Raw genomic sequence first — 23,347 nt, 5'->3', positions numbered from 1 at the left:
GTGGTCAAATTCCCTGTTGCCGGGATGCATCGTGCGGTGACGGCCCTGCACTGTCAACGGTCATCCGGAGCCGTTCACTTCGCACGCCGGACCACCCCAGCCCACCCGGACCGCCCCCCGACCGCACCCTCGGGGCACCGCCCCCGAGGCCATGACCTGCGGTGTTGGGACCGGGCCGGGCGCCTGCGGTGCACCGGCCCGCCCGCCGCGGCATCCCCGGCTCATGCCGCATGGGTATGGGTTGTCACCGGCCCGGCATGAACACCTTTGCGGAGTCTGATGGTTGTTCACCCGACGCGGTCTTACAGGTACACCCTTGCCCGGTTACCTTCCGGTCATGACGCCCACCCTCGCCCAGCTCCGCTACCTCGTCGCCGTCGCCGACTGCCGTTCCATCACCGGCGCGGCGGCCTCCGTCTTCGTCGCCCAGTCCGCCCTGTCCCGTGCCGTCCAGGCCCTGGAGCGCGACCTCGGGGTCGATCTCCTCGCACGCCGGGGAAGGGGGGTGGACCTCACACCGGAAGGGGCCCGGGTCGTCCGGCTGGCCCGCACCGTGCTCGGCGCGGTGGAGGCCATCGACGATATCGGCACTCCCCACGGACTGGGCGCCAGGGCCGCCCTGTCCCTGGTCACCACCCCCACCCTGGCCCTCGACCTGGCCTCCGAGCTGATCCACGCGTTCACGGAGCGGCACCCCGGACTCGACGTCAGGCTCCACCAGTACGACAGCCGCGAGGCGGTGGTCGAAGAACTCACTCAGGGCCGGGCCGAGTTGGCCCTCGTGGACCTCCCCCTCGACAAAGACCTCTCCACCCACTTCATCCAGGAGCGCGAAGTGGTGCTCATCTCCCCCGTCGGGTCCGCGCTGCCCGACCCGTTACCGTTCCGCGCACTCGACGGGCTGCCGATGGTGCTGCCCACCCCCGGGACCGGCCGGCGCACCGAGATGGAGGCCATGTTCAGCTGTCTGGGCGTGCGCCCGGTGCCCTGTCTGGAGGTGGACGAACGCCTCGGCTGGGTGACCGGGGTGACCGACGGCCGGGGCTCCCTCATCTGGTACCGCGACGTGGTCGCCCGGGCCTTCGGAAGCCGGGCGGAGATACGTTCCTTCACCCCACCCCTCCTTCGCCCGGTGGGCATCGCGCACGCCCGCCGGCCGCTCAGCCGCGCGGCCCGCGCCTTCATCGCGCACGCCCGGCACAAGGCCCCCGTACGCGAGCCCTCCCGGTGACCGGGCGGGCCGACCGGGGCCCGCCCGCCGCGCGTCCGGCCGCGTGGGCAGGAGGATTTTCCTGACGACCGGACATGCACGCCCGGCATTGAACGATGCTCGAACGGACGGCGATTGACCCTGGCGCCGTCACCTGACTCCCCCTCACATGGTGGGCATGTTCCGACTACTCCTCACGCCCCCACGAGCCGCCGTCCTCGCCACCGCCGCTCTCGCCGCGGTCCTGCCGGCCGCTGCCTGGCTGACCGGACCCGCCGCCGGGCCCGCCGACGCGGCCGCCCTGATGCCCGCGTCCGCACCCCTCTCCGCACCCCTGTCCGGCGGCGCCGCCGCTGCCGCCGCTGCCGCCGCTCCCGAGCGCCGGTGCACGCTCCCCGGAGGCATGGCCGAGATCAGCGGGCTCGCCATGAGCCGCAAGCACCCCGGCGTCTTCTACGCCGTCAACGACAGCGGCAACACCAACCAGGTCTTCGCCATCGACTGCAGCGGCGCCACCGGCCTGCTCAAGGCCACGTACACGGTCTCCGGGGTCGGCAACACCGACTGGGAGGGGCTGGCCATCGGCAAGGACTCCTCCGGCCGCCCCGCGATCCTGGTCGGCGACATCGGTGACAACTTCGGCAACCGCGCCGAGATCACCGTGCACTCCTTCACCGAGCCCGACCAACTCGCCAACGCCTCGGTGACTCCCGTGACCCACCGCTTCGCCTACCCCGACGGGAAGCACGACGCCGAATCCCTGCTCGCCGATCCCGTCACCGGCCGGATCCACATCGCCAGCAAACTCATAGGAGCGGCAGGCCAGTTGTACCAGGCCCCGCTGCCACCGGTCCCCGGACAGCTGGGCACCCTGGCCGCCGTCCGGCCGGGCCCGGTCTTCGCCACCGACGGCGCGTTCTCCCCGTCCGGGGCCTCCTACACCCTGCGCAGCGGCGGTCCGCTGGGGGCCAACACGGCCTCGGTGTACGACACCGCGGGCACCAAGCTCGCCGACGTGGCCCTGCCCGCCCAGTCGCAGGGCGAGACGGTGACGTACCTCGACTGCACCAGCCTGCTCGTCGGCTCGGAGAACGACACCCAGATCTGGCGCGTCCCACTGCCCCCGGAGGCCACGCCGGGCTGCGGCGGCACACCGACGCCGACACCCACGCCGACCCCGACCCCGACTCCGACGCCCACCCCGACCCCGACGCCCACGCCGACGCCCACCTCGACCTCCACCCCCGGTGACCTGAAGCTGGTCAACCCCGGCCCGCAGAGCTGCAAGTTCAACCAGAACTGCACCATCCAGCTCACCACCACCGGCGGGAAACCCCCCGTCCGCTACTCCGCCACCGGACTCCCCTGGGGCCTGACCCTCGACGCCACCACCGGCCGCATCACCGGCAAACCCTGGGCCACCGGAACCCTCCACATCACCGCCACCGCCACCGACACCACCCCAACCACCGCCACCACCACCTTCCCCCTCACCCTCACCTGGTTCTGAGCGAGCCGCGGGGGCGGACCCCGGACCGCCCGGGATCCGCCCCTCGCCGGGTCAGCCCAGCCCCGACGCCGCCTCCCGGTCGGCGATGACGACGAGGTTGGGGTGCGTGCGCAGGATCGTGGCCGGGAAGTCGGTCGAGATCTCGCGCTCCAGCATGCCGGCGAGGGCGTCCGCCTTGGCGGAGCCGCGCACGATCAGCACCAGGCGCCGCACCTTGGCGAGCATGGCCGCCCCCATCGTCACGACGTGCGAGGGGACCTCCGCGGGGGCGGGCAGCAGCCGCAGGGCGTCCCCGTACCAGGGACAGGAGTCCTTGAGCTCGTAGGTGTAGATCTCCTGCTCGAAGCGGGTGGCGTACGGCAAGTTCCCGCAGAAGTGGCCGTCCGCGCCGAGCCCGATGAGCATCAGGTCCAGCCCTCCGTTCCCGTGCAGTTCCCGGGCCACGGAAGCGTGGTTGGCGACCGTGAGCGGGTGGATGTTGGCCTCCGGCACCCCACCGGGCCCGTAGAGGTGCTCGTACAGCGCGGAGAGGGTCAGGCCGTGCTCCCTGCCGCCGAGCGGCACCTCGTCGAAGTTGTAGAAGTGCACGTCGGAGAAGGCCCCGGGGTTCGCGCGCAGCCTCTCGGTGACGATCTCGTACGTGCCCGCGGGGCTCGCACCCGCGGTGAGGGCCAGGTTGACCCGCCGGTCGTGCAGCATCTCGCCGAGGACGATGTCGGCCGCGGTGCGGCTGAGGTCCTCGTAGCCCCGCGCGATGACGATCTTCATGGGATGTTCCGTTCTCGTGGCGTGCGGGTTTGCAAGGTGGGTCTGACGCCTGCGCCTGCCGCGTGGGTCTCAGGAGCGGGGGGCGGATTTCTTCACGTACTACTCGGTCTTCTTCAGCTCCCGCTTCCCGTCGACGGCGGTGCCGTACGTGCGGTCGGAGGTGACGGCGGTGATTGAGACGGCGCCGCCGAGGGCGGCCGTGGAGTCGGCGTCCGGACGGCCTTCCACGCACTCCGGGCTGCCGGGGTTCGCCGACGCGCAGTCGCCGAGGGCGATGTCGAAGCTGTCCCCGCCGCCGCTGCGCACGTAGCCGTGGTAGGCGTACGCGCCGGAGCCGACCCGGGTCCAGACGGGCGGCCGGGCCTGCGCGCCGGCGCTGATGTCGGGATAGTCCACCTTGAGGGCGAACGCGTCGGTGAGCAGCCGGTGTTCCTTCAGTCCGGCGAGGAACTCGGCTCCGAACGCCGCGGTGGCCCGGTAGTTCTCCACGGGGTGCGCGCTCATGTCCGCGTTCGAGGAGGCGCTGAAGGCCACGGCCGGGACGCCGATGTCGATGGCGGCGATCGCGGCTCCGACGGTGCCGGAGTCGTTGACCGAAGAGCTCACGTTGAGCCCGGAGTTGATGCCGGTGACCACCAGGTCGGGGGCGCCGCTCCAGCCCGCCTTGGCGGCGAGTCCGCCGCGCAGGGCCAGTTTGACGGTGTCGGCGGGGGTCGCGCTGGGCGAGTCGGGGCCGCAGGGGCCGGCCGCCAGGCAGACGCCGAAGACCGGGGCTCCCGAGGGTGCGCCCGCGCAGTCGTTCTCGTAGCCACGTCGAACCGATCCCCACGCAGGTCGTCGCCCGCGACCGGCACGCCCAGCTGCTGTCCGCGCTCGCCCTCACCGGCGCCGTCGTGGAGCAGTTCGCCCTGGAGATGCGGATGCTCCAGCGCACGAAGGTACGCGAGGTCGACGAACCCCGCACCAGCGCCTACCAGGGCTCCAGCGCCATGCCGCACAAGCGCGATCCGACGACCAGCGAGCGGCTGTGCGGACTGGCGCGGGTCCTGCGGGCCCACGCGGGCGCCGCGTACGAGAACGTCGCCCTGTGGCACGAACGGGACCTGGCGCACTCCTCGGTGGAGCGGATCGTCCTGCCGGACAGCCTGACGATCGCGCACTACCAGCTGGTCTCGGCCGCGGCCGTCATCCGGGGCCTGGAGGTCTTCCCCGAGCGGATGGCCCGCACCATCGAGGAGACCCACGGCCTCGTCCACTCCTCCGAAGTGTTCCTCGGCCTCGTCGCCGACGGCGCGGACCGCGAGCACGCGTACCGGCTGGTCCAGGCGGCCGCCGACGAAACCTGGCGTACAGAGACTCCGCTGGCCGACACCCTGGCGACCCGCGGGGTCACCGTCCCCGACGGCCTCCTCGACCCCCGGCGGTTCCTCGCCAACCGGAGCCACCTGAAGTCCCGACTCGAAGAACTCGGCGAACGACTCGGCCGATCCGTCAGCGAAGAACCGAGCAAGGAGCAGCACCAGCATGTGGAAGTGTGAACAGGTCATCGGCGGCGCCCTCGACGTGGAGGAAGCGGCGGCCCTGTACCGGGCGTCCACCCTCGCCGAACGCCGTCCCGTGGAGGACACCCAGCGCTTCACCCGGATGCTCGCCGGCTCCAACCTCGTCATCGTCGCCCGCGACGAGGACGGCCGACTCATCGGGATCTCCCGCTCGATCACCGACGGCGCGTACTCCACCTACCTCAGCGACCTCGCCGTCGACTCCGCCCACCAGGGCAAGGGCGTCGGCCGCGACCTCATCCGTGCCACCCGGGAGGCCGCGCCCCAGGCCAAGCTGATCCTGCTATCGGCCCCGGCGGCCGTGAACTATTACCCGCACGTCGGGTTCACCGCGCACAACTCCGCCCGGACGATGGACGGTCCGGCCAACCAGGCCTGAGCCGCGCCGGACCCGTACCCGAACCTGTGCCATCCGTACCCCGGTGCCCCCCGGCGCCGGGGTACGCGGTTTCAGCCCGTGTGCGTGGCCGACGGCGAGGGCGCCGCGGGAGCGGGCGGGGCGAGGACGGAGTCCAAGCGGCGGACCGCGGAGCGCCGCTGGAGCACCGACAGGGCCGCGATCCCCGCACCGAGGGCCAGCCAGCCCGCGGGCCCGGCCGTCATGACCGCGCCCGTCAGGAGCAGCGGACCGGCCGACTTCTGGACGGACATGGCCATGCCCGCCACTCCCAGGTACGAGGCCCGCGCCTGCTCGGGGGCGAGCGAGACCGCCAGTTCCCAGGAACTCACCGACCGCAGCAGTTCCGCCACCGTGACCAGCACCGCCGCCGCGAGCAGGACCACCGACGCGGCCACCGCCCCGGTCCCGGCGCTGAGGGCCAGCAGGACGCAGCACACGAGCATCGTCAGCCCTTACACGGTTACCGCCGCCGCGGCCTGCCGGGGGTGTTCGAACCTCGCCGAGACGCGGAGCTGGAGGACGACGACCAGCACGGTGTTGATGACGAGGAAGGCCGGGACCAGGGCGTGCGGCGCGTCGGTGTGGACCACCAGCCACAGCGGCAGGCCGACGGCCAGGACCGAGTCGTCGAGGCCCATCGGGACGTCGAGCAGGACGAAGCGCAGGTAGCCGCGGTCCCGCCACGGGCTCGGCGCCCGCGTCCGGCCGGGCGCAGCGTTCCCCGGCGCCGCATCTCCGGTGGCCGCATCTCCGGTCGCCGCATCTCCGGTCGCCACGTCCCGGGTTGCCGCCTCCCCGGTTGCCGCCACTCCGGCGTTCGCCGCCTCCCCGGCCGCCGCTTGCCCCGTGCCCGCGGCCACCCGGCCCTCGGCCCGCGGTTCCCGGGTGCGCCAGACGAGCGCGGCGGCCGCGAGGAACGACAGCGCGTTGGCCAGGATCAGCGCCCGGTAGGCCTCCGGGGTCCCGAGCGCGAGACCGGCGGCGGCGATCCCCGCGCCCACCGCGTAGCCTGCGTTCGCCGTGCTGCGCGACAGCGCCTGATAGGTGCCGCGCCGCTCGCCCGCCACCCGTGTCGCGAAGAGCATCTCCATCGCCTTGGCCGCCCGGTCGCCGAGGTAGGTGACGGCCACCAGGGGCAGGAGCACGTCGAATCGGGTCACCACGAGCAGGGCGCCGAGGGTTGCGAGGCGCAGCAGGTGACAGCCGATCAGCAGGGACCGTACCGGGAACCGTCCGGCCAGGTGCCCCGCCAGGGGCGATCCGGCGATGCCCGCCACGGCCGCGGCGCCCAGCAGGAGTCCGATGCGGCCGGCGTCCAGGCCGAGGACGAAGGTGAAGTAGAGGACCGAGGAGGCGGCCCACATGCCGGTACCGGCGCGGTCGAGGAGCTGGGCGAACAGCATGATCCGCGCGTCCCGGCCCCCCGGCGGCCGCCGCAACTGGGCCACCAGCCCGGGCCGCCGCGACCCCTGCCCCGACCGCTTCCGCCACCCCTGCGCGCCCTTTCGGATCCCCGTACCGCGCCGCCGCATCCCATGGCCTCCCCGCCCTCGCGAAAGTATCTCGACATCGAGATACCAGCGGCAGCCTGCCCGAGATCAATCTTGACGTCAAGATACTTTCTCGCGTCGACGGCGCCGGACCGGGCCGCGTCCCACCGCATTCCGGGACGGGATCGGGGCAGAAGCAGCCTGCGAGATGGGAGAACATCATGATCGCGCTTGGCATTGTCCTGTTGATCGTCGGCTACCTCCTCGGCATTTCGATCCTGTGGACGCTGGGGATCATCCTCGTCGTCGTAGGGGTCGTCCTGTGGGTGCTCGGATCCGTCGGGCACGCCGTCGGAGGGCGGCGGCACTATTGGTAGCGCGGAGGCGGACGGACGCGCACGGGCGCGCTTTCCGGGAGACGGTTCCATGATCCAGATGTCCATACCGCTGATACCCGCGGACGACGGCGCACTACTGATCCCCGCCGATCACGTCACCGGCCTGCTGCGTCGACTCGCGGCCGACTGGCTGGAATCGGAGCGCACCGGCGAGATGCGCGGCGACGAGCGGACCGTCCGGGACCTGGCGAACGTACTGACCGAACTCGCCGATCAGATCGACGTCGAATGCATCGGGTTCACTTCGGCCTCTCCGCGCCCATAGAGCAGCCACATATCCGGCGATTCGCCACACATTGCAGGCTGCCGCCCCCTGACGCATGGTGGCAGCAGTACCCCCCTCAGGAAGGAAGAACCCCGTCATGGGCAAGGCAAAGGCAAAGGCGAAGCAGGCCAAGGGAAAGCTCAAGGAGAGCCTGGGCAGCACGATGGACGACAAGCGCATGCAGGCTGAGGGGAGCACCGAGCGGATGGCCGGCAAGGCCGAGGAAATGGCCTCCGATGCCGCGGACAAGATGAAGAAGGCCAAGGGACAGCGCTGAGGATGCCGCACGAGCAGGGCGCGCACGATCCCACCGGGCCGCCTCCCCATGGGGAGGCGGCCGTGGTCCGACTGTCGGGCGAGATGGACATCAGCCGGGTCGACGAGGTGCGCGCCCTGCTGCTCGAAGCGGTGACCCGCACGGGCGGCCCCACGGACATCGTCGTCGACCTCAGCGGTCTCACCTTCTGCGATTCCGCCGGACTGAACCTGCTGCTCCGGGCCCGCATGCAGGCAGTGGAGTCCGGGCACACGCTGCGCCTCGCCGCGCCGGGCGCCCAGATGCTGCGGCTGCTGGAGATCACCGGCTCCCTCCCCCTCTTCCCCGTCGACACCGCCCCGCCGCCCGGGCCCGACGGCCCCTGACGCCTACCCGGCCGCGCCTGCGCCCTCCGGGGCGGACTCGCCCTCACCCTCGTCCGCGTCCTCCAGCATCCCGGTCCGCAGCCGGGCCATGATGCGGCTCAGCAGGCGTGACACGTGCATCTGGGACAGGCCGAGCCGATCGCCGATCTCGGACTGGTTCAGCTCTTGGCCGAAGCGCAGCGAGAGGATGAGCCGGTCGCGGTCACTGAGCGTGGCGATGAGCGGCTTCAGCGTCTCCAGACACTCGATGCGGTCGTACGCCGCCTCTTCCTCCCCGAGCGGCCAGCCGCGGGGGCCGGCGTCCGTCTCGGGCCCCACAGGGGCGTCGAGGGAGCCCGCCACGTAGCCGTTGGCGGCCCGCCGGCCCTCGTCCAGCGCCTCCGTGGTGATGCCGAGGTGCCGTGCCAGCTCCAGGTCGGTCGGGTGCCGCCCCAGTCGCTGTTCGAGCACGTCGTGGGTCTTGGCGATGTCGAGGCGCAGTTCCTGGAGGCGCCGCGGGACCTTCACGGACCAGCTGGTGTCGCGGAAGAACCGCTTCATCTCACCGGTGATGGTGGGAATGGCGAACGTGGTGAATTCGACCCCCCGCTCGACGTCGTACCGGTTGATGGCCTTGATCAGGCCCACCGTGCCGACCTGGACGATGTCCTCCATCGGCTCGGAGCGGTTGCGGAAGCGGCGTGCCGCGTATTTCACCAGGCTGAGGTTGAGCTCGACGAGCGTATTGCGCACGTACGAGTATTCCGGCGTCCCTTCGCTCAGCTCCTTCAGCCGTCGAAAGAGCGCGACGGACAGGGTCCGCGCCTCGCCGGTGCTGACGGTGAGCGGATCCTCCGGGACATCGGGGGCCTCGGTGCGGAGGTCGATGCGGAGCGAATCCTCGGTGTCGCTGGAAACGGGTGCCATGAGCTTCCTCCGACGGATGGGTGGGCACCGGCCGCCCTTGGGGGCGGCGGGAACCGTCGTGGTCTTCCCGTGGGGATATACCCGCACGGGCGAAGGCTGACCCCTTTTTTACGGAACCCCCTCGTCCGGGACGTGGACGTGCAGGACGCAGATGTCGTCGCGGTGGGCCGTGCACAGCGCGGCGAGCGTGCGGGCGAGGGATTCCCCCATGCCCTCCCGGAGGAGACCCGCCGCCGTCTCCGCAAGGCGGTCGAGGCAGGTCTGGATGTCCTCGCCCGGTTCCTCCACGAGCCCGTCGGTGTAGAAGAGCAGGTGGTCGCCGGGCAGCAGGTCGACCGCGGCCTGCTCGTAGGAGGCCTCGAAGGTCGCGCCGAGAAGGGCGCCCTGGGGCTGCTCCAGGAACTCCGCCCGGTCGCCGCGGATCAGCAGGGGCGGCAAGTGGCCGGCCCGGACCCAGATCAGCCGCCGGTCCCGGGGCCGGTAGCGGGCCATGACCATGGTGGCGGTGGCGCTGCCCGACGGGTCCGAACCCGTGTGCATCAGCAGGGTGTTGAGCCGGCGCAGGACGTCGGGCAGGGGCGAGCCGGTCACCGCCATGCCCTTCGTGGTGAACCGGAGCTGGGCCATGGTCCCGACGGCGGCCAGCCCGTGGCCGGCCACGTCTCCGACGACGAACAGGGCGCTCTCGTCGGGGAGTTCGATGGCGCTGTACCAGTCGCCGCCGACGTTGACCCCACTGTCGGCGGGGACGTAGGCCACGTCGATGCACAGGCCGGCCAGTTCCAGGGACTGTTCGGGGATCGGCAGCAGCGTGTCCTGGAGGCGTGCGGCGAGCGCGCGTTCGGCCTGGAGCATGCCCCGCTGGAGGAGGACGGCCCGCTCGCTCTCGTGCAAGGCGTGTTCGATGTCGTGCTGTGCGGTCAGGTCCTGAAAGAAGCCGTGCACCTCGACGGGTGTTCCGTCGGCGTCCGTCTGGGCCTCGGCGACGATCCGCAGGTACCGGACTCCGCGCCCGGTGATGATCCGGAAAGGCTGGTCGATGGCCTGCCCCTCGCTCAGCAGCCGCTCGACGGCGGCACCCAGTTGGGGAAGGTCGTCGGGGACGAGGTGGCTCGGCAATTCCTCCAGCGTCATCGGCCCCAGTCCCGGATCGCGGTCGAAGATCGCGTAGACCTGATCGGACCAGGTGACGGTGTCGGTGGCCAGGTTCCAGCCCGCCCAGCCGAGGTTGCCGAGGCGCTGCATGTCGGCCAGTCGGCGGACCTCGCGCTGGCTGGTGTCGTGGCAGATCCAGGACACGACCAGGTGGTCTCCGAGCCTGGACGCCCGAACCGAGTAGACCGACTGCCGGGGCACACCGGCGACGACTTCCTCGTAGGTGAAGGGTTCCCCCTCGTACCTGGTTCCGGTGGTGAGCGTCTCGAGGTACCCCTCCCAGAGGGCGGTGCCCGCGACGGTGGGGTACGTCTCCAGGATCCGGCGGCCCACGAGCTCCTTGCCGCGCCTGCCGGCCACGTCCACCGAATCGGGCGCCGCCGCGTCGATGCGGTAGTCCTCCACCTCACCGGTCTCCGAACGCAGGGGGGTGAGCAGGGTCGCCGGTCCGGCCATGGTGTCCAGGATCAGCTGGACGGCCGCCGCGTAGTCGCCGCCGACCGCTGCCACGGCCTCGGTGTCCCGCAGGCGTTCCGGCGCCCCCAGGGGCCCCGCGCACAGCCGGGTGGCCTGGCGCAGCAGGGCCCGCGTGTCGGCGGCGAAGGGGCCCGGCCGGGTGCGCAGGAAACCGATGGCCGCCCTCGGCTGACCGTCGCCCGGTACGGGGACCCAGGCGCGCGTCGGCCATCGTCCCGGCGGGTCTCCGATCAGCAGGTAGCGGCGGGCGTCCTGATCGGGGTCCTCCAGCCAGAGGGCGCTGCGGCCGGCGATCGCTTCGAGGGCCGCGACACCGCTCAGCGGGGGGATGTGGCGCCACTGCTCGGCCAGCGCCTCGTGGATTCCGGCGCTTCCGGTCAGATCCAGGCTCCCGGCGGCGGCCACGGTGTAGATCATCACCGCGTCCACGTCGGTGGCCGCGCCGAGCACGGTCACCAGCAGCTCCGCGATGTCGTCGCCGCCGTGCACGGCGGCCAGGCCGTCGGCGATCCGCGCCAGCAGGCGGTTCAGCTCGCCGTCACCCTCGTGATGCCCGGAGAGGTAGCGGCGACGGCTGAACGCCGAGGTGCCCGGCTCGTTCTTCGGGCCGAGGGCCGGGGCCGTGGGCAGCGAGATCCGTGCGGTCCCCGCCGGCTTGCGGACCCGGAGCTGTCCCAGCGTGATCCAGCACTCTTCCAGGAGGGTGCGGCCGCGCCGGCCGGCCCGTTCGAGGAGCAGCGCGTACGCCTCGTCCGCGGAGACCCCCGCCTGGGCCATGAGTACGCCCTTGGCCCGCTCGACCACGGCCGTGGTCGCGGCGACGCCTTCCAGGTCGACGACTTCCGACCGGAGTCTGGCCACCACCCTGGCGAGCGCCACCACCTCGGGTGCGGCGCCCTCACCCACGGGTGCGGCATCGCCCTTCACCCCTTGAGCATCCCACGCCCGTCTGCCGCCCGCTCAGGTGCGGCCGCGGCGTCACGCATCGCGCGGTCCGACCCACCGGGTCCCCTTCCCGCCCGGCTTCCGGCCCGGCTTCCCGCCCGCCTTCTCGGGCTGCTGCGGACGGTCCAGGCGGCTGGCCTCGTCCGTGTCGGCCGCGGGCGTGGTCCCGCCGTCGCGGCGGTCCGTGTGCGCCTTGCGGCGCCGGTCCTGTTTCCCCCCGCCCTCCAACGGCACTCCTCCGGCGCCACCCTGCTCGTCCATGGCCGTCCTCCTCACTCGACGGGGGCCCGCGCGGCTCGGCGGCGGCCCCGCACGGGCGGCCGCCCCGCCCGGAGCCGCGCAAACCGGTGGCGTCAGCCCGCGGTCCCGCGGCCCGGGCTCTACGACCGTTTCCGCATCGGCGGCGCCCCGCTGGGTAGGCGCCCGGTGCGGGGTGCGGCCTCGGCCTCATGGCTGCGACGGGGGTCGCACTCCGTCGCCGGAGGCCGACGCGGGGGCCGGGCCGAGGAACGCGGTGGCGGCGAGCATGCGGCAGCCGGCGTCCACGACCGCCTTGGCGGCGAGGGCCGCCGGGCCGTCTGAGCCGTCTGAGCCGACGGGCCGACGGGCCGACGGGCCGACGGGCCGACGGGCCGACGGGCCGACGGGCCGACGACGGGGGTACGGGAGTCCTGGGCCAACATCAACGCCATGGACGACCTGGTCGAGGCCGTCCTGACCACCACCGACCGACTCGTGGTCTCCGCGCTGGGCGGCAACGCGGCCGCCGGCGGAGCCGTGCTGGCGCTCGCGGCCGGCGACGGGTTCCCCCGGCCATCGAGGCCATCGTGCAATCCCCGAGCTGCCGGGTGCAGGGCTTCCTCGCCGCCGGACACGTGTGCAGCGTGATGGGGATGACGGAGTACCCCGAGCTCGCGGCGCGGTACCGGGTGCCGATCGTGGTGCCGGGCTTCGAGCCGCTGGACATCCTCGAAGGCGTGCGCCCCGCCGTGCTCCAGCTCGAACGGGGCGAGCACACGGTGGAGAACGCGTACGTGCGCGCCGTCCGCCCGGAGGGCAACCCCGCCGCCCTCGCCATGCTGGAAGACGTCTTCGAGGTCACGGACCGGGCCTGGCGCGGCATCGGCGTCATCCCGGACAGCGGCTGGCGACTGTCCGAGCGCTACCGGGAGTTCGACGCCGAGCACCGCTTCTCGGTCACCGGGATCACCACGCGGGAGCCCGCCGAGTGTCGCAGCGGCGAGGTGCTCCAGGGGCTCATCAACCGCACGAGTGCGAGGACTTCGGCACCCTGTGCACACCGCGCTCGCCTCTCGGCGCCACGATGGTCTCCAGCGAGGGTGCCTGCGCGGCGTACTACCTCTACCGCCGGCTCGACCTCCAGGCCGCGCCGGCCTCCCCGACGACATCGCTGGAGGCGAGCCCCGTTGGCTGAGACCGCCCCCCTGGACATCACCGGCTGGGCCTGCCCGGCCCCGCTGCGCGACCATCCCCGGGTGGTGATGGGCCACGGCGGAGGGGGCGCGCTGTCCGCCGAACTCGTCGAGCACCTCTTCCTCCCGGAGTTCGGCGGCGCCGCCCTCGCCCAGCTCGGGGACTCGGCCGCGCTCACCCTCGGCGGCGTCCGGCCGGCCTTCTCCACGGACTCCTACGTCGTGCGCCCGCTGTTCTTCCCGGGCGGCTGCATCGGCGACCTCGCGGTCAACGGCACGGTCAACGACCTGGCCATGTCGGGGGCCGAACCGGCGTACCTCTCCTGCGGGTTCATCCTGGAGGAGGGCGTGGAGCTGTCCGTGGTCTCCCGGGTGGCCCGCGCGATCGGCGAGGCGGCCCGCGCCGCGGGCGTGGAGGTGGTCACCGGGGACACCAAGGTCGTGGAGAGCGGGCACGGGGACGGCGTCTACATCAACACCGCGGGCATCGGCGTCATCCCCGCGGGGGTGGACTTGCGTGCGCAGCGGGTCGTAGCGGGCAACGTGGTCATCGTCAGCGGTGAGATCGGGCTGCACGGCGTGGCCATCATGAGCGTGCGCGAAGGCCTGGAGTTCGGGGTGGACGTGGAGAGCGACTGCGCTCCGCTGGCCGGCCTCGTCCGGACCATGCTCGCGGTCACCCCGGACCTGCACGTCCTGCGCCACCCCACCCGGGGCGGGCTGGCCGCCGCTCTCAACGAGATCGCCACGGCCTCCGGCACCGGCGTCCTCATCCACGAGGCCCGGGTGCCCGTGCCCCCGGCCGTGGCGAACGCCTGCTCGATCCTGGGCCTGGACCCGTTCTACGTGGCCAACGAGGGCAAGCTCGTGGCCTTCGTGCCGCGCGAGCACGCCGAGGCCGTGCTCGACGCGATGCGGGCGCATCCCCTGGGGCGCGGGGCGACCGTGATCGGCGAGGCCGTGGAGGCCCACCCGGGGATGGTCGTGGCCCGGACCCGGCTGGACGGCACCCGCGTGGTGGACCTGCCGATCGGGGAGCAGCTGCCGCGGATCTGCTGATTGAGGCGCCCGGGACGGGGCAGGCGCCCCCCGTGCACCCGGTCCCCGTACGGACGGAGCCCGTGGAGATGCACGGAGCCGACCCGGAGGTGAGGCGCATGGACCGGCGGACCACCGAACCGCACCCCGACGACCCCGACCCCGGGCCTGAGCCGGAAGGCCCCGGGCCCACGCCGCAGGGGCCCGACGCACTGCCCCGCGATCCGGTACCCGCGCGTCCCGGCCCCGGTCCGTCGGGCCCCGAGCCGGCTCCCGGGCAGCCCTCGCCCGCCGAACGGCCCGAGGTGCCGGAACCCCCCGACTGAAGGAACCGAAGGAGGCGAATCCGGTGCGCATCGCCTTTCCGACCGCACCCGAGGGCGTGGAGGAGATCGAGCTCACGGAGCCCTGGAAGGCCGTCGAACAGGCCGGCTGGAACCCCCAGCTGGTGTCGACCGGGCCGGGCCGGGTCCGTGCGTACCACCATCTCGACAAGGCCGGCAGCTTCCCCGTCGACCACATCCTCGCGGGCGACACCTCGGACGCCTTCGTGCCGCCCCGCGGGCTCGCCAACCCGGACGCCTTGCGGCTGGACGAACCCCTGCGCGTCTGCGAGGCGGCGCCCTCGACGCTCGTCACCAGCCGCAAACCGGACGACCTCGATGCCTTCTGCGCGGCGATCGTCGAGCAATTCGGGACGTGAACGGGCACGGGCGGACCTGACGCGGGCGCTCCCCGGGACACTCCGGGGAGCGCCCGCGGCACACGCCGGGGGCGCCGAACGGTCCGAGGCGGTCGGCCGCACGGGTCATGGCGGGTGTTCGAGCCCTGAACCAGCGCGCCGTGCGGTCCGTGCTCAGACGGCGGGCATACCGTCCGTACGCGGACCACCGCACCGACCCACCGACCCGGACCGGAGGAACCCCGTGCCGACACCCGGAGATCCCACTCCACCGACCCGACAGGCCCCCGTCGCCGCCCGGACGCACGGGCACCCGGCGCCGGCGGGCAACTGGGCCGTCGGCATGCTCATGGCCACGACCCCCTGCTCGGCCCGCGACGCGCTGCGCATCCTCGCGACGGCCGCGGACCTGGCCGAGGTCGCCGTAGAGGACCTGGCTGCCGCGATGACCGCCACCGCGTGCGGCACCGCCCTGCCCGCCCGGCTCGAACGCGCCCTGCGCCGCGCCGTCGAAGCCGCCCGGACCCGCGGACCGGCGGGCGGACCCCGCGCCGCCGGGCTCGCGCCCAATCCCGCCCGGACCGAGGAGGTCCTGACCCGGCTGCGCGGCTGCCAGGCCCGCCTCGCGGCCGCGCCCCACGACCCCGCGGCCCTGCGGGCCATGGACGACACCGCGTACACCCTGTGCGTCCTGATGGGCAGGCCCACCGCCCTCGAAGCCATCAACGCGGCGGAGGAACAGCTCGCCGCCACGCTCTAGGTGTATTGATCACGAGCGTTGTTGACACTGGGTAGGTCTTGAACATGGCGAAGACCTCCGGTGTGGTGGGAGCTGTCTAGGAACCCATTGCACGACGGGGGTCTTCGTGTCCCACCGTATTGCCCGACTGACCGTCTTCGGTAGGCGCCTGCTGGTCGAACGGGTCGCTTCTGGCCGCCCGGTCGCCCACGCGGCCGCCGAGATGGGCATATCGCGGGCGACGGCCCACAAGTGGATGCGCCGGTGGCGGACGGAAGGCGAGGCCGGGCTGCACGACCGGTCCAGCCGGCCTCGCATGACGCCGCACCGGACCCCGGCCGACGTCGAGGCGAGAGTGTGTGACCTGCGTCGGGCCCTCAAACTGGGCCCCGCCCGCATCGGGCCCGTCCTGGGACTGCCCGCCTCGACCGTCCACCGCATCCTGACCCGCCACAACCTGCACCGCCTCGCCTGGATCGACCGCCCCACCGGGACCGTGATCCGCCGCTACGAACGCGTCCTCACGGACAACGCCTGGGCCTACCGCAAGGGCCTGGCCTGGAAATCCGTCCTGGCCGGCCTCGGCGCGACCGGCAAACCCACCCGCGCCTACCGGCCGCAGACCAACGGCAAGGTCGAACGCTTCAACCGCACCCTGCTCGAGGAATGGGCCTACCAGCGGCCCTACACATCAAACGACGAGCGGACAGCCGCCCTGGCAGACTTCCTCCACACCTACAACCACCACCGCTGCCACACCGCACTGGGGGACACCCACCCATCAGCCGCGTCAACAACCCTGCGGGTCAATACACCTAGTGATCCGGTTTGGAGATCCTGTCGCAGTAGCGGCAGATGCGGTCGAGGATCTGGTCGGCGGTTTTGGTCCACTTGAAGGGTCGGGCCTCGTCGTTCCAGACCTTGATCCACCTCTCAAGTCCGGCCTTGAGGTCGTCGAGGGAACAGAACACTCCGCGCGCGAGGCAGCGTCGTTCCAGCTCGGCGAACCACCGCTCGACCTGGTTGATCCACGACGAGTACGTAGGCGTGAAGTGCAGGTGGAAGCGCGGATGCGCCAGCAGCCACTTGCGTACCACTGGCGCCTTGTGAGCGGAGAGGTTGTCGCAGATCACGTGGACCGCCAGACCGGGATCGGTCTGGCAGTCGATCTCGTCGAGGAAGTCCCGGAAGTCCACGGCCCGATGCTGCGCGGACAGCTTCGTGATCACCTTGCCCGTCGCCGTGTTCAACGCGGCGAACAGATCGACGGTCCCGTGCCGGACGTAGTCGAAACTCCTCCGCTCAGGCACCCCTGGCAGCATCGGCAGCACCGGCGCGGTCCGTTCCAGGGCCTGGATCTGCGGTTTCTCGTCCACCGCGAACACCGCCGCGTTGGCCGGCGGGGCGAGGTAGAGACCGACGACGTCACGGATCTTGTCGATCAGGAACGGGTCCGGGGAGATCTTGAAGGTCTCGGTCCGCCACGGCTGCAGGCCGAAGGCGTGCCAGATCCTCAGCACGCTCGCCGGGGAGATCCCCACGACCTTGGCAAGCTCCCGCTTCGACCAGTGCGTCCCGCCTGCGGGGGTCTCCTCCAGAGTGCGGACCACCACTTCTTCCACTTGGGCGTCGGTGATGGTCCGCGGCACTCCCGGCCGGGGCTCGTCCGCGAGCCCGTCCAGCCGGTCCCGCAGGAACCGGGACCGCCATCTCGCCGCTGTCTTGCGCTCGATGCCCAGCCGCGCGGCCACGACGGTGTTGTTCCACCCTCGCGCGCACGCCAGCACGATCTGAGCACGCTGGGCCAGGCCCTGCGCGGTCGAACGCCGCCTGGCCCAGTCCTCCAACGTCAGCCGCTCGGCATCCGACAGCACGACCGGCGGCAGCCTGGTATCACCCATCCGTCCAGGACACCGGCCGCAAGCCAGTCACGTCAGGCGAACCCCAAGATCTGAAACAGAACACGACTCACGAGGCGAGCCCAGACCTCAAAACCGGATCACTAGGGCGCGGCCGTGACACGCCCCGGGGGGCCCGCTCGGGTCAGCCCTTGGCGGTGTAGCGGACGCGAGCCCACAGGGGCAGCACGAACCAGCACAGCACGTACCAGGCGAACACTCCGCCGACGAGCCACGTCGCGAGGGTGTTGTCGGTGGCGACCCGGAGGACGAGGAGCAGGGCCGAGGTGCACGTGGCCAGGAGCAGCAGAAGGCCGGTGAAGGTCAGGCGCGCGGCCCAGGCGACGGCCTCGGGCTTGATCCTGCGCCCCGAGACTATGCGGTGGAAGGCCACCGGGCCGATGAGGGCGCCGGTCGCCAGGGATCCCAGGACCACCGTCACGACGTAGATCGTCTTCTCGGTCTGTGCGAGCCCGGCGAACACGGGGGCGAAGGCCACCGTGAGCAGAAATCCGAACAGGATCTGGACACCCGTCTGGGCGACCCGGATCTCCTGGACCAGTTCCTGCCACTGCCGGTCCGCGCGTTCCTCCGCGGACTCGTCCCGTCCCGCTTGCTCCGCGTCGTTCGGCATCGGGCCGCCTCTCCGAAGGGTGTCCCCGGGCCTGGTCGTCCCTCGTCTACCCCGGGGCCCCCGCATCATGTTCCGCGGCGCGCCGGCCGCGGGATGCCCGGCGGCGGAGGTTTGGGCCCCTCGCCACCGAGCAGGCGCCGGGGTGGAGCCGACACGGCGGAGGGCCTGCGCATGGCAGCGGCGGGGCAGGACACCGAGACCCGCAGGACGGTGTGGGTGGCCTTGGCCGCCAATCTCGTCATCTGCGGGGCCAAGGCCGTCGGTGGAGTGGTCACGGGCTCTCCCGCCCTGCTGTCCGAAGCCGCGCACTCGATCGCGGACAGCCTCAACGAGGTCTTCCTGCTGACCTCCCTGACCCGCAGCCGGCGCCCCGCGGGCCGCCCGGGCCGGAGGCCGGAGCATGGCCTCCACGATCCGGGCGGGCCGCGATCCGGCGCTGCGTACCGTACTGGCCGAGGACAGCACCGCCTGCCTCGGCGTCCTCGTGGCGCTCGCCGGCATCGCCCTGCACATGGCGACCGGGAAGATCGCGGACGAGGCCTGCGCCTCCCTCCTCATCGGGCTCCTGCTCGTCTACGTCGCCCACACCCTCGGCCGGACGGCCCGCGAGCAGCTGGTCGGCGAGGCCGCCGACCCCGGTCTGCAGCGGGAGGTACGGGAGTTCCTGGCCGCGCAGCCGGAGATCGACAGCATTCCGGCGCTGCTGACCATGCGGCGGGGGCCCGACGCGGTGTTGCTGGCCGCACGCATCGACCTGACGCCGGGGTACGACAGCGAGACCGTGGAGGACGCGATGGTCCGGATCCGGAGCGCGGCGCGTGCCCGGTGGAAGGACCTGGACCAGGTGTTCCTCGACGTCACCGACGCGGCGGCGGCCCGCCGGGCGGCGCCACCGGCGGGCACGCCCGAGGAGCCCGGCCGGACGAGGAGCGCACGGGGCTGAGTCGGCCGCCCGTCAGGCCGCCTTGCGCGAACCGCGGCCGGAGGCGGTGAGCGCCTCGCGGAGTTCGTCGCGGGTCATGGTCGAGCGCCCGGGGATCCCCGCCGCCGCGGCCTCCTCGTAGAGCTCCGCCTTGGTCATGGCCGCCGGATCCTTCGCCTCGGGCGTACCGTCGACGCGCTTCCCCGCGTGTTTCGAGGGCTTCCCGTGCCGGGCGCGCTTCCCCGGCTTCCCCCGGGAGCCGCCGGCCCGCTCGACGCTGGCGCGCAGCGCCTCCGCGAGGTCGACCACGTTGGTCGATTCGGCCGCGGGCTCCGCCTTCTCCACGCTCCCGCCCGCCCGCTTCGCCTTGATCAGGGCGGCGACCTTCTCCCGGAACGTGTCGTGGAACTCCTCGGGTTTCCACTCCATGCTGAGCGCCTCGACCAGCTGCTCGGCCATGCGCAGTTCCTTCTGTGCGGCCAGGTCCACGAAACCCCTCGATGTCGAGCGACCTGGAGCGGCCCGGCGCGATCTCGTCCAGTTCCTCCGGCTCCACGAGCACGTAGGCGTCACCGTCGTCGAAGCCCTTGACTATCTCCTCGAAGGGCACCTCTTCCCCGGTCCGCTCGTTGATGCGCTTGTTGCGGACCCGGTCCGAAGTGCCCCGCTGCAGCTGATGGAAGTGGATCGTGTGGCTGTCGGTCGCCGTGTACATGCCTACGGGAAGGCTGACCAGCCCGAAGCTCAGCACGCCCGCCCACACCGGTCGCACCATGACCACCACCGCCGTTCTTCTCTCGTGCGCCCGCTCCCGTGCGCCCGCGCGCTCAGGCCCAGGCGCTCCGCAGCCGGTCGCGGTTCGCGGCGAGCCGGGTGGCGGGGAAGGCTCCGTAGGCGTACTCGAAGGCGGGGGCGAGGCCCTCCTCCTCGTCCGTGTCGGCCTCCACGATCTCGGCGCCCAGCCACTTCAGCTCCGCGGCCTCCGCGGAGTCATGTCCCGCTCGAATCGCCGGTCCGCAGCTCCGCCCAGTCCACCCAGCCCGCGACGGCCGCCGGCGCAGCTCCCGCCAGGCCGACGGCCACGAGCGTCCCCGCCGTGGGCTGTCCGCCCGCGTGTTCATACGCGTCGCCGCCCTCCGTCGTCACCGCGCTCGGTGCCCGTTCCCTCCGTCCGCCGCGTGCGGTGGGACCGCTGGCGGAACAGCCGGTCCATCTGGCCGTGTACCGCTTCGAAGTCCTCCCAGCAGTTCCGCGCCGTCTCCTCGGAACGGGCCGTCTTCCCCCGGCCCTGATGCGTCCCCTTCACGGTTCTCTCCTTAGGCCCGCGGTCGTGCGGTCGTACGTACGACCCCTCGCTCACGTCCCGCGCCTACCCGGAGCGGTGGTACGCACGCACGGGCCTTCCGGCGCCCATGGTCATTGCGGTGGGAACAGCCGGACTCCGGTGTGGATGGTCTTGCCGCCCGGCCGGTGCCGGATCCGTACACCGCTGCCGAGCCGATGGACCAGGGCCCAGCCCCATCCACCGCCGCCCTCCAGATCGGGCTCCCTCAGTCGCGGCTCGGCCGGGCTGTGGTCGGTGACGTCGATGGCGATCTCGTCGGGCTCCAGTGCGAGGTCCAGTACGCAGCCGTCCACCGTGTGGAGGATCGCGTTGGTGACGAGTTCGCTGACGAGCAACAGCGTCGTGTCCATGACCTCGGGGGCCACGGAGCGGCCGCCGCGCGAGGCGTCGTCGAAGAAGTCCCGGGTCAGGTCGCGGGCCATGGCGGGCGCGGCCGTACCGTCGAGATCGCTGTGCCGGCTCAGATGCAGAGTCATCTCCGCTCCCGCGGCCTCCGTTCTCTGTCCCCGGACCCGACCGCCGGAATCGACGGTGACGAGGGCCCGGGAATCGGTGGCGTCCACATCGGTGCGCGTACCCACTCCACACGGGTTCACCCCGTGCGCCGGCCCGGAGGCGGTCGATCAGCACGAGCAGGCTCGTGGGCTGGCGCTGCCACTGCCACGCGTTCACCTGAAAGCCCCGCTCCCGCGCCGTACGCACGAAGTCGAGCAGGTGGTGGAGGCCTCCCCCTCACCTCCCTCACCTCGCCGGGAGCGGCCCTTCCCGCTGTCCACCACGGGTGCGGGAACACGCTCCGACCCGATTCGATGGTCGGCCACACCCGTGGAACGCAAGCTTCACCGGCCGGACGCGCCCGGCCCGGCCTCCTCCGCGACGGCCCGCTCGACGCGTTCCGGGTCGGACGGCGGCGAGCCGGACCCGGTCCCCGTCCGCGACGGAACTCCAGACGGGCGCCCGTGCTCGTCGACCATGGCTCCCTCGTCGGGCAGCAGCCCGGGACGAGAGCCTCCCTGGGACCGGCTGCCCCGGGGGTCGTGGGGACGTACCTGCTCCTCGCGCCCGATGCCCGGACGCTGCCGCTTGGCGTCGTGCCCCCCGGTGTCGCTCCCTGCGGGGTCAGTCCGTGCGGGGTCACTGCCTGCGGAGCCGCTCCCCGCGGCCTCGTGTCCGTGCTCGCTCATGGCTGCCTCCTCTGCCGCGCCGGCCCCTGTCGACCGGCTACCCCGCTCGGCCGCGACCAGACAGGACGACCGGCCCCCTCCCGGCCCGGCACCCTGCCGCGCGACACGACTCGGCGGCACCGGGGACGGGGCCACGGCCGGCGCCGTGGGCAGGGGCGTTGCCCGTGGGTCCGGTGCGTGGAGCGGGGTGTGCCGGACGGCTTTGACGAGCCGCCTGGTGTGGGCCCAGACCGCGGCCCGGGCGCGCACCGGTGAGCAGCCGCTCCGCTGGGCGAGGACGGCGCCGAGTACGAGCCTGCGGGTGCCGCCGAAGTCCGCGTAGGCGGCCCACAGGACGTTGCCCCCGGCCGGGGTGCTGGTGCCCGTCTTGAGTCCGACGACGCCGTACCGGCCGAGGAGCCGGTTGGTGGTGCGCGCCTCGCCCCGGTCGCCCGGGAGACGGACCGAGGGGGTGGCCACGATGGTCCGGAACACCTCGTCCCGCATGACCGTACGGGCGAGGAGGAGCAGGTCGACGGCCGTGCTGATGTTCCCGGTGTCCATGCCGCAGGAGCCGGTGAAGGTCGTACGGGCCATGCCCAGGTCCGCGGCCGCTTCGTTCATCCGGCGCACGAAGGCCGCCTCGGAGCCGGCGGTCCAGCGGGCGAGGAGCCGGGCGATGTTGTTGCCCGAGGGAATCAGCAGGTAGGCGAGCAGCTCCCGCAGGGAGAACTCCTGCCCTTCCTCCACGGGCACGACCGATTCGACGGCGGAGCCGGACTCGCGGGCGGCGGGCCGGTCGACACGGACCACGGGACCGGAGTCCCCCGGGCCGAGCGGGTGCTCGCGCAGGACCACGTAGGCGGTCATCACCTTGGTGAGGCTCGCGATCGGCACCGGGATCTGCTCGCCGACCGTACCGAGGCTGCCGACCCCCTCCACCCGCACGCTCGCCTGGCCCTCGTGGGGCCAGGGCAGCGCCGCCGTCGACACCGCGCGACGGGCGGCGGCGAAGGCCGCGTCACCGGCCCGGCAGGCGGCGAGGCGGCCGCGCCCGGGCAGCTCGGCGGACCGTCGGAGGAACGCGTGGACGGACATGACACTCCCGGGACGGGCTTCGCGGTGGGGGCACGTGCCCCTCGGCTGCCGAGGGGCACACACCGGAGCATGGCCGCCCCGCGCATCGGAATCCCGGCTGCCGTGCCTCCGCAGGCGCTCCACCGTGTACCAGTCCCGCAGCAGCCGCGGACGAGGTCCCCGGGACGGCTGCTGAGGGGTCGCCGTACGCATCGATACGGCCACGGCCTCCGTCGCCCGTTTCCGGGGACGGAGGCCGTGGCCGATCGGGTTTCGGGGCCGGTGAAGTCGCTCTGCCCGGCTCGCCCTTGAGGGCGCCGCTAGGCCGTCTCTTTCGGATCTTGCCTGGCCCGCGCCGCCCGGCAAGATCCGAAAGAGACGGCCTAGTCCTTGACGGCGTCCTTGGCCTTCTCCTTGGCCTGGCGGGCATCGCCCTTCATCTGCTCCGCACGCCCCTCGGCGGTGAGGCTCTCGTTGCCGACGGCGCGGCCCATCGCTTCCTTGGCCTTGCCCTTCGCCTGTTCCTTCTTGGCCTTCATCTTCTGCTCACCCGACACGGCTCTCACTCCGATCGTTGGCGATCATCTGACGTGCCGCGTCTGTCCGCACAGCCGTCCGGTAAACCTGCCCGCGCGGCTCGGCGCGTTAGCCGCGAGCGGCTCGGGGCAGGCGCCGGGAGGAACGGCTA

Annotated in this window: 27 protein-coding genes and 4 pseudogenes; 16 read left to right on the top strand and 15 right to left on the bottom strand. The window is 72.5% G+C overall.

Annotated elements, in window-relative coordinates; translation table 11 throughout:
- Window positions 1-337: 337 nt before the first annotated feature.
- Window positions 338-1,231: a LysR family transcriptional regulator gene (locus AC3IX6_RS36910; protein WP_489367659.1), complete on the top strand. Its 894-nt coding sequence runs from the start codon at window positions 338-340 to the stop codon at window positions 1,229-1,231.
- A 157-nt stretch (window positions 1,232-1,388) separates the two neighbouring features.
- Window positions 1,389-2,720, top strand: a complete 1,332-nt coding sequence (locus AC3IX6_RS36905) for a putative Ig domain-containing protein (protein WP_489367657.1) — start codon at window positions 1,389-1,391, stop codon at window positions 2,718-2,720.
- A 51-nt stretch (window positions 2,721-2,771) separates the two neighbouring features.
- On the opposite strand, the gene AC3IX6_RS36900 is transcribed toward AC3IX6_RS36905, so the two are convergent.
- Both AC3IX6_RS36900 and AC3IX6_RS36895 read right to left on the bottom strand, forming a co-directional pair.
- Window positions 2,772-3,488: a 6-phosphogluconolactonase gene (locus AC3IX6_RS36900; RefSeq protein WP_489367656.1), complete on the bottom strand. Its 717-nt coding sequence runs from the start codon at window positions 3,486-3,488 to the stop codon at window positions 2,772-2,774.
- 99 nt (window positions 3,489-3,587) lie between these two features.
- A complete protein-coding gene (locus AC3IX6_RS36895) occupies window positions 3,588-4,241 on the bottom strand; it encodes a 5'/3'-nucleotidase SurE (protein WP_489371671.1) in 654 nt (217 codons plus the stop codon).
- A gap of 29 nt (window positions 4,242-4,270) precedes the next feature.
- Between AC3IX6_RS36895 and AC3IX6_RS36890 the strand changes: the two genes are divergently transcribed.
- Together AC3IX6_RS36890 and AC3IX6_RS36885 are read left to right on the top strand one after the other, a co-directional pair.
- A complete protein-coding gene (locus AC3IX6_RS36890) occupies window positions 4,271-5,026 on the top strand; it encodes a lyase family protein (RefSeq protein ID WP_489367655.1) in 756 nt (251 codons plus the stop codon).
- Window positions 5,013-5,429, top strand: a complete 417-nt coding sequence (locus AC3IX6_RS36885; RefSeq protein ID WP_489367654.1) for a GNAT family N-acetyltransferase — start codon at window positions 5,013-5,015, stop codon at window positions 5,427-5,429. The genes AC3IX6_RS36890 and AC3IX6_RS36885 overlap by 14 nt, the downstream gene beginning before the upstream one ends.
- Before the next feature lie 71 nt (window positions 5,430-5,500).
- Here the strand turns inward: AC3IX6_RS36885 and AC3IX6_RS36880 are convergent, their stop codons facing one another.
- Both AC3IX6_RS36880 and AC3IX6_RS36875 read right to left on the bottom strand, forming a co-directional pair.
- Window positions 5,501-5,893, bottom strand: a complete 393-nt coding sequence (locus AC3IX6_RS36880; protein ID WP_489367653.1) for a hypothetical protein — start codon at window positions 5,891-5,893, stop codon at window positions 5,501-5,503.
- A 9-nt stretch (window positions 5,894-5,902) separates the two neighbouring features.
- Complete coding sequence (locus AC3IX6_RS36875; RefSeq protein WP_489367652.1) at window positions 5,903-6,982, bottom strand: MFS transporter; 1,080 nt, start codon at window positions 6,980-6,982, stop codon at window positions 5,903-5,905.
- A gap of 179 nt (window positions 6,983-7,161) precedes the next feature.
- On the opposite strand from AC3IX6_RS36875, the gene AC3IX6_RS36870 reads away from it, so the two are divergent.
- The 4 genes from AC3IX6_RS36870 (at window position 7,162) to AC3IX6_RS36855 (ending at window position 8,245) form a co-directional block, all read left to right on the top strand.
- The gene (locus tag AC3IX6_RS36870) at window positions 7,162-7,317 is read left to right on the top strand and encodes a DUF6131 family protein (protein ID WP_489367651.1); all 156 of its coding nucleotides are present in this window, start codon (window positions 7,162-7,164) and stop codon (window positions 7,315-7,317) included.
- A 49-nt stretch (window positions 7,318-7,366) separates the two neighbouring features.
- Window positions 7,367-7,603 (top strand): DUF6213 family protein, encoded by a 237-nt coding sequence (locus AC3IX6_RS36865; protein WP_489367650.1) that lies wholly within the window; start codon window positions 7,367-7,369, stop codon window positions 7,601-7,603.
- A 97-nt stretch (window positions 7,604-7,700) separates the two neighbouring features.
- Complete coding sequence (locus AC3IX6_RS36860; protein WP_250739977.1) at window positions 7,701-7,880, top strand: CsbD family protein; 180 nt, start codon at window positions 7,701-7,703, stop codon at window positions 7,878-7,880.
- Between the two features lie 2 nt (window positions 7,881-7,882).
- A complete protein-coding gene (locus AC3IX6_RS36855; RefSeq protein WP_489367649.1) occupies window positions 7,883-8,245 on the top strand; it encodes an STAS domain-containing protein in 363 nt (120 codons plus the stop codon).
- A gap of 3 nt (window positions 8,246-8,248) precedes the next feature.
- Here AC3IX6_RS36855 and AC3IX6_RS36850 read toward each other — a convergent pair whose 3' ends face one another.
- From AC3IX6_RS36850 to AC3IX6_RS36840, 3 genes are all read right to left on the bottom strand, one after another.
- Window positions 8,249-9,151, bottom strand: a complete 903-nt coding sequence (locus AC3IX6_RS36850; protein WP_489367648.1) for a SigB/SigF/SigG family RNA polymerase sigma factor — start codon at window positions 9,149-9,151, stop codon at window positions 8,249-8,251.
- Window positions 9,152-9,259: 108 nt separating this feature from the next.
- Window positions 9,260-11,710, bottom strand: coding sequence for a SpoIIE family protein phosphatase (locus AC3IX6_RS36845; protein ID WP_489367646.1), 2,451 nt, complete (start codon window positions 11,708-11,710; stop codon window positions 9,260-9,262).
- A 51-nt stretch (window positions 11,711-11,761) separates the two neighbouring features.
- Window positions 11,762-11,989 carry a hypothetical protein gene (locus AC3IX6_RS36840; RefSeq protein WP_489367645.1) on the bottom strand — a complete coding sequence of 76 codons (228 nt, stop codon included), beginning with the start codon at window positions 11,987-11,989 and terminating at the stop codon, window positions 11,762-11,764.
- 429 nt (window positions 11,990-12,418) lie between these two features.
- Here AC3IX6_RS36840 and AC3IX6_RS36835 point away from each other — a divergent pair, with 429 nt between their 5' ends.
- The 6 genes and pseudogenes from AC3IX6_RS36835 to AC3IX6_RS36810 all read left to right on the top strand — a co-directional run bounded on the left by AC3IX6_RS36835 (window position 12,419) and on the right by AC3IX6_RS36810 (window position 16,439).
- Entirely contained in the window at window positions 12,419-12,616 is a 198-nt protein-coding gene (locus AC3IX6_RS36835) for a hypothetical protein (protein WP_489371729.1), read from the top strand.
- A pseudogene (hypD, locus tag AC3IX6_RS36830) lies at window positions 12,529-13,163 on the top strand (hydrogenase formation protein HypD); the annotation flags it as partial. The gene AC3IX6_RS36835 and the pseudogene hypD, both read left to right, overlap by 88 nt.
- A complete protein-coding gene (gene hypE / locus AC3IX6_RS36825; RefSeq protein WP_489367644.1) occupies window positions 13,156-14,220 on the top strand; it encodes a hydrogenase expression/formation protein HypE in 1,065 nt (354 codons plus the stop codon). The pseudogene hypD and the gene hypE, both read left to right, overlap by 8 nt.
- Before the next feature lie 328 nt (window positions 14,221-14,548).
- Window positions 14,549-14,902, top strand: coding sequence for a DJ-1/PfpI family protein (locus AC3IX6_RS36820; RefSeq protein ID WP_489367642.1), 354 nt, complete (start codon window positions 14,549-14,551; stop codon window positions 14,900-14,902).
- Between the two features lie 223 nt (window positions 14,903-15,125).
- Entirely contained in the window at window positions 15,126-15,641 is a 516-nt protein-coding gene (locus tag AC3IX6_RS36815; RefSeq protein ID WP_489367640.1) for a DUF5133 domain-containing protein, read from the top strand.
- Window positions 15,642-15,747: 106 nt separating this feature from the next.
- Window positions 15,748-16,439 (top strand): annotated as a pseudogene (locus AC3IX6_RS36810) (integrase core domain-containing protein).
- On the opposite strand, the gene AC3IX6_RS36805 reads toward AC3IX6_RS36810, so the two are convergent.
- Window positions 16,436-17,521 (bottom strand): IS630 family transposase, encoded by a 1,086-nt coding sequence (locus AC3IX6_RS36805; protein ID WP_489364848.1) that lies wholly within the window; start codon window positions 17,519-17,521, stop codon window positions 16,436-16,438. The pseudogene AC3IX6_RS36810 and the gene AC3IX6_RS36805 sit on opposite strands and share 4 nt — an antisense overlap.
- A 142-nt stretch (window positions 17,522-17,663) precedes the next feature.
- The gene (locus tag AC3IX6_RS36800; RefSeq protein ID WP_489367639.1) at window positions 17,664-18,152 is read right to left on the bottom strand and encodes a DUF6328 family protein; all 489 of its coding nucleotides are present in this window, start codon (window positions 18,150-18,152) and stop codon (window positions 17,664-17,666) included.
- A gap of 93 nt (window positions 18,153-18,245) precedes the next feature.
- On the opposite strand from AC3IX6_RS36800, the pseudogene AC3IX6_RS36795 reads away from it, so the two are divergent.
- Both AC3IX6_RS36795 and AC3IX6_RS36790 read left to right on the top strand, forming a co-directional pair.
- Window positions 18,246-18,467: pseudogene (locus AC3IX6_RS36795) on the top strand (cation efflux transmembrane domain-containing protein); the annotation flags it as partial.
- A gap of 85 nt (window positions 18,468-18,552) precedes the next feature.
- The gene (locus tag AC3IX6_RS36790; RefSeq protein WP_489367638.1) at window positions 18,553-19,095 is read left to right on the top strand and encodes a cation diffusion facilitator family transporter; all 543 of its coding nucleotides are present in this window, start codon (window positions 18,553-18,555) and stop codon (window positions 19,093-19,095) included.
- A 12-nt stretch (window positions 19,096-19,107) separates the two neighbouring features.
- Here the strand turns inward: AC3IX6_RS36790 and AC3IX6_RS36785 are convergent, their stop codons facing one another.
- From AC3IX6_RS36785 to AC3IX6_RS36760, 6 genes and pseudogenes are all read right to left on the bottom strand, one after another.
- On the bottom strand, window positions 19,108-19,563 hold the full coding sequence (locus AC3IX6_RS36785; RefSeq protein ID WP_489367636.1) for a hypothetical protein: 456 nt from the start codon (window positions 19,561-19,563) through the stop codon (window positions 19,108-19,110).
- A 58-nt stretch (window positions 19,564-19,621) separates the two neighbouring features.
- A pseudogene (locus tag AC3IX6_RS36780) lies at window positions 19,622-19,789 on the bottom strand (Ku protein); the annotation flags it as partial.
- A gap of 402 nt (window positions 19,790-20,191) precedes the next feature.
- On the bottom strand, window positions 20,192-20,380 hold the full coding sequence (locus AC3IX6_RS36775) for a hypothetical protein (RefSeq protein WP_489367635.1): 189 nt from the start codon (window positions 20,378-20,380) through the stop codon (window positions 20,192-20,194).
- A 110-nt stretch (window positions 20,381-20,490) separates the two neighbouring features.
- Window positions 20,491-20,895, bottom strand: a complete 405-nt coding sequence (locus AC3IX6_RS36770) for an ATP-binding protein (protein ID WP_489367633.1) — start codon at window positions 20,893-20,895, stop codon at window positions 20,491-20,493.
- A 363-nt stretch (window positions 20,896-21,258) separates the two neighbouring features.
- Complete coding sequence (locus tag AC3IX6_RS36765; RefSeq protein WP_489367632.1) at window positions 21,259-22,680, bottom strand: D-alanyl-D-alanine carboxypeptidase family protein; 1,422 nt, start codon at window positions 22,678-22,680, stop codon at window positions 21,259-21,261.
- A gap of 362 nt (window positions 22,681-23,042) precedes the next feature.
- A complete protein-coding gene (locus tag AC3IX6_RS36760) occupies window positions 23,043-23,198 on the bottom strand; it encodes a CsbD family protein (protein ID WP_489371670.1) in 156 nt (51 codons plus the stop codon).
- Between the last annotated feature and the right edge of the window lie 149 nt (window positions 23,199-23,347).

The organism is Streptomyces sp. GL_141 (assembly GCF_057834385.1).
The sequence above is the reverse complement of the archived record's forward strand: the minus strand, read 5'-3'. Positions and strand labels throughout refer to the sequence as shown.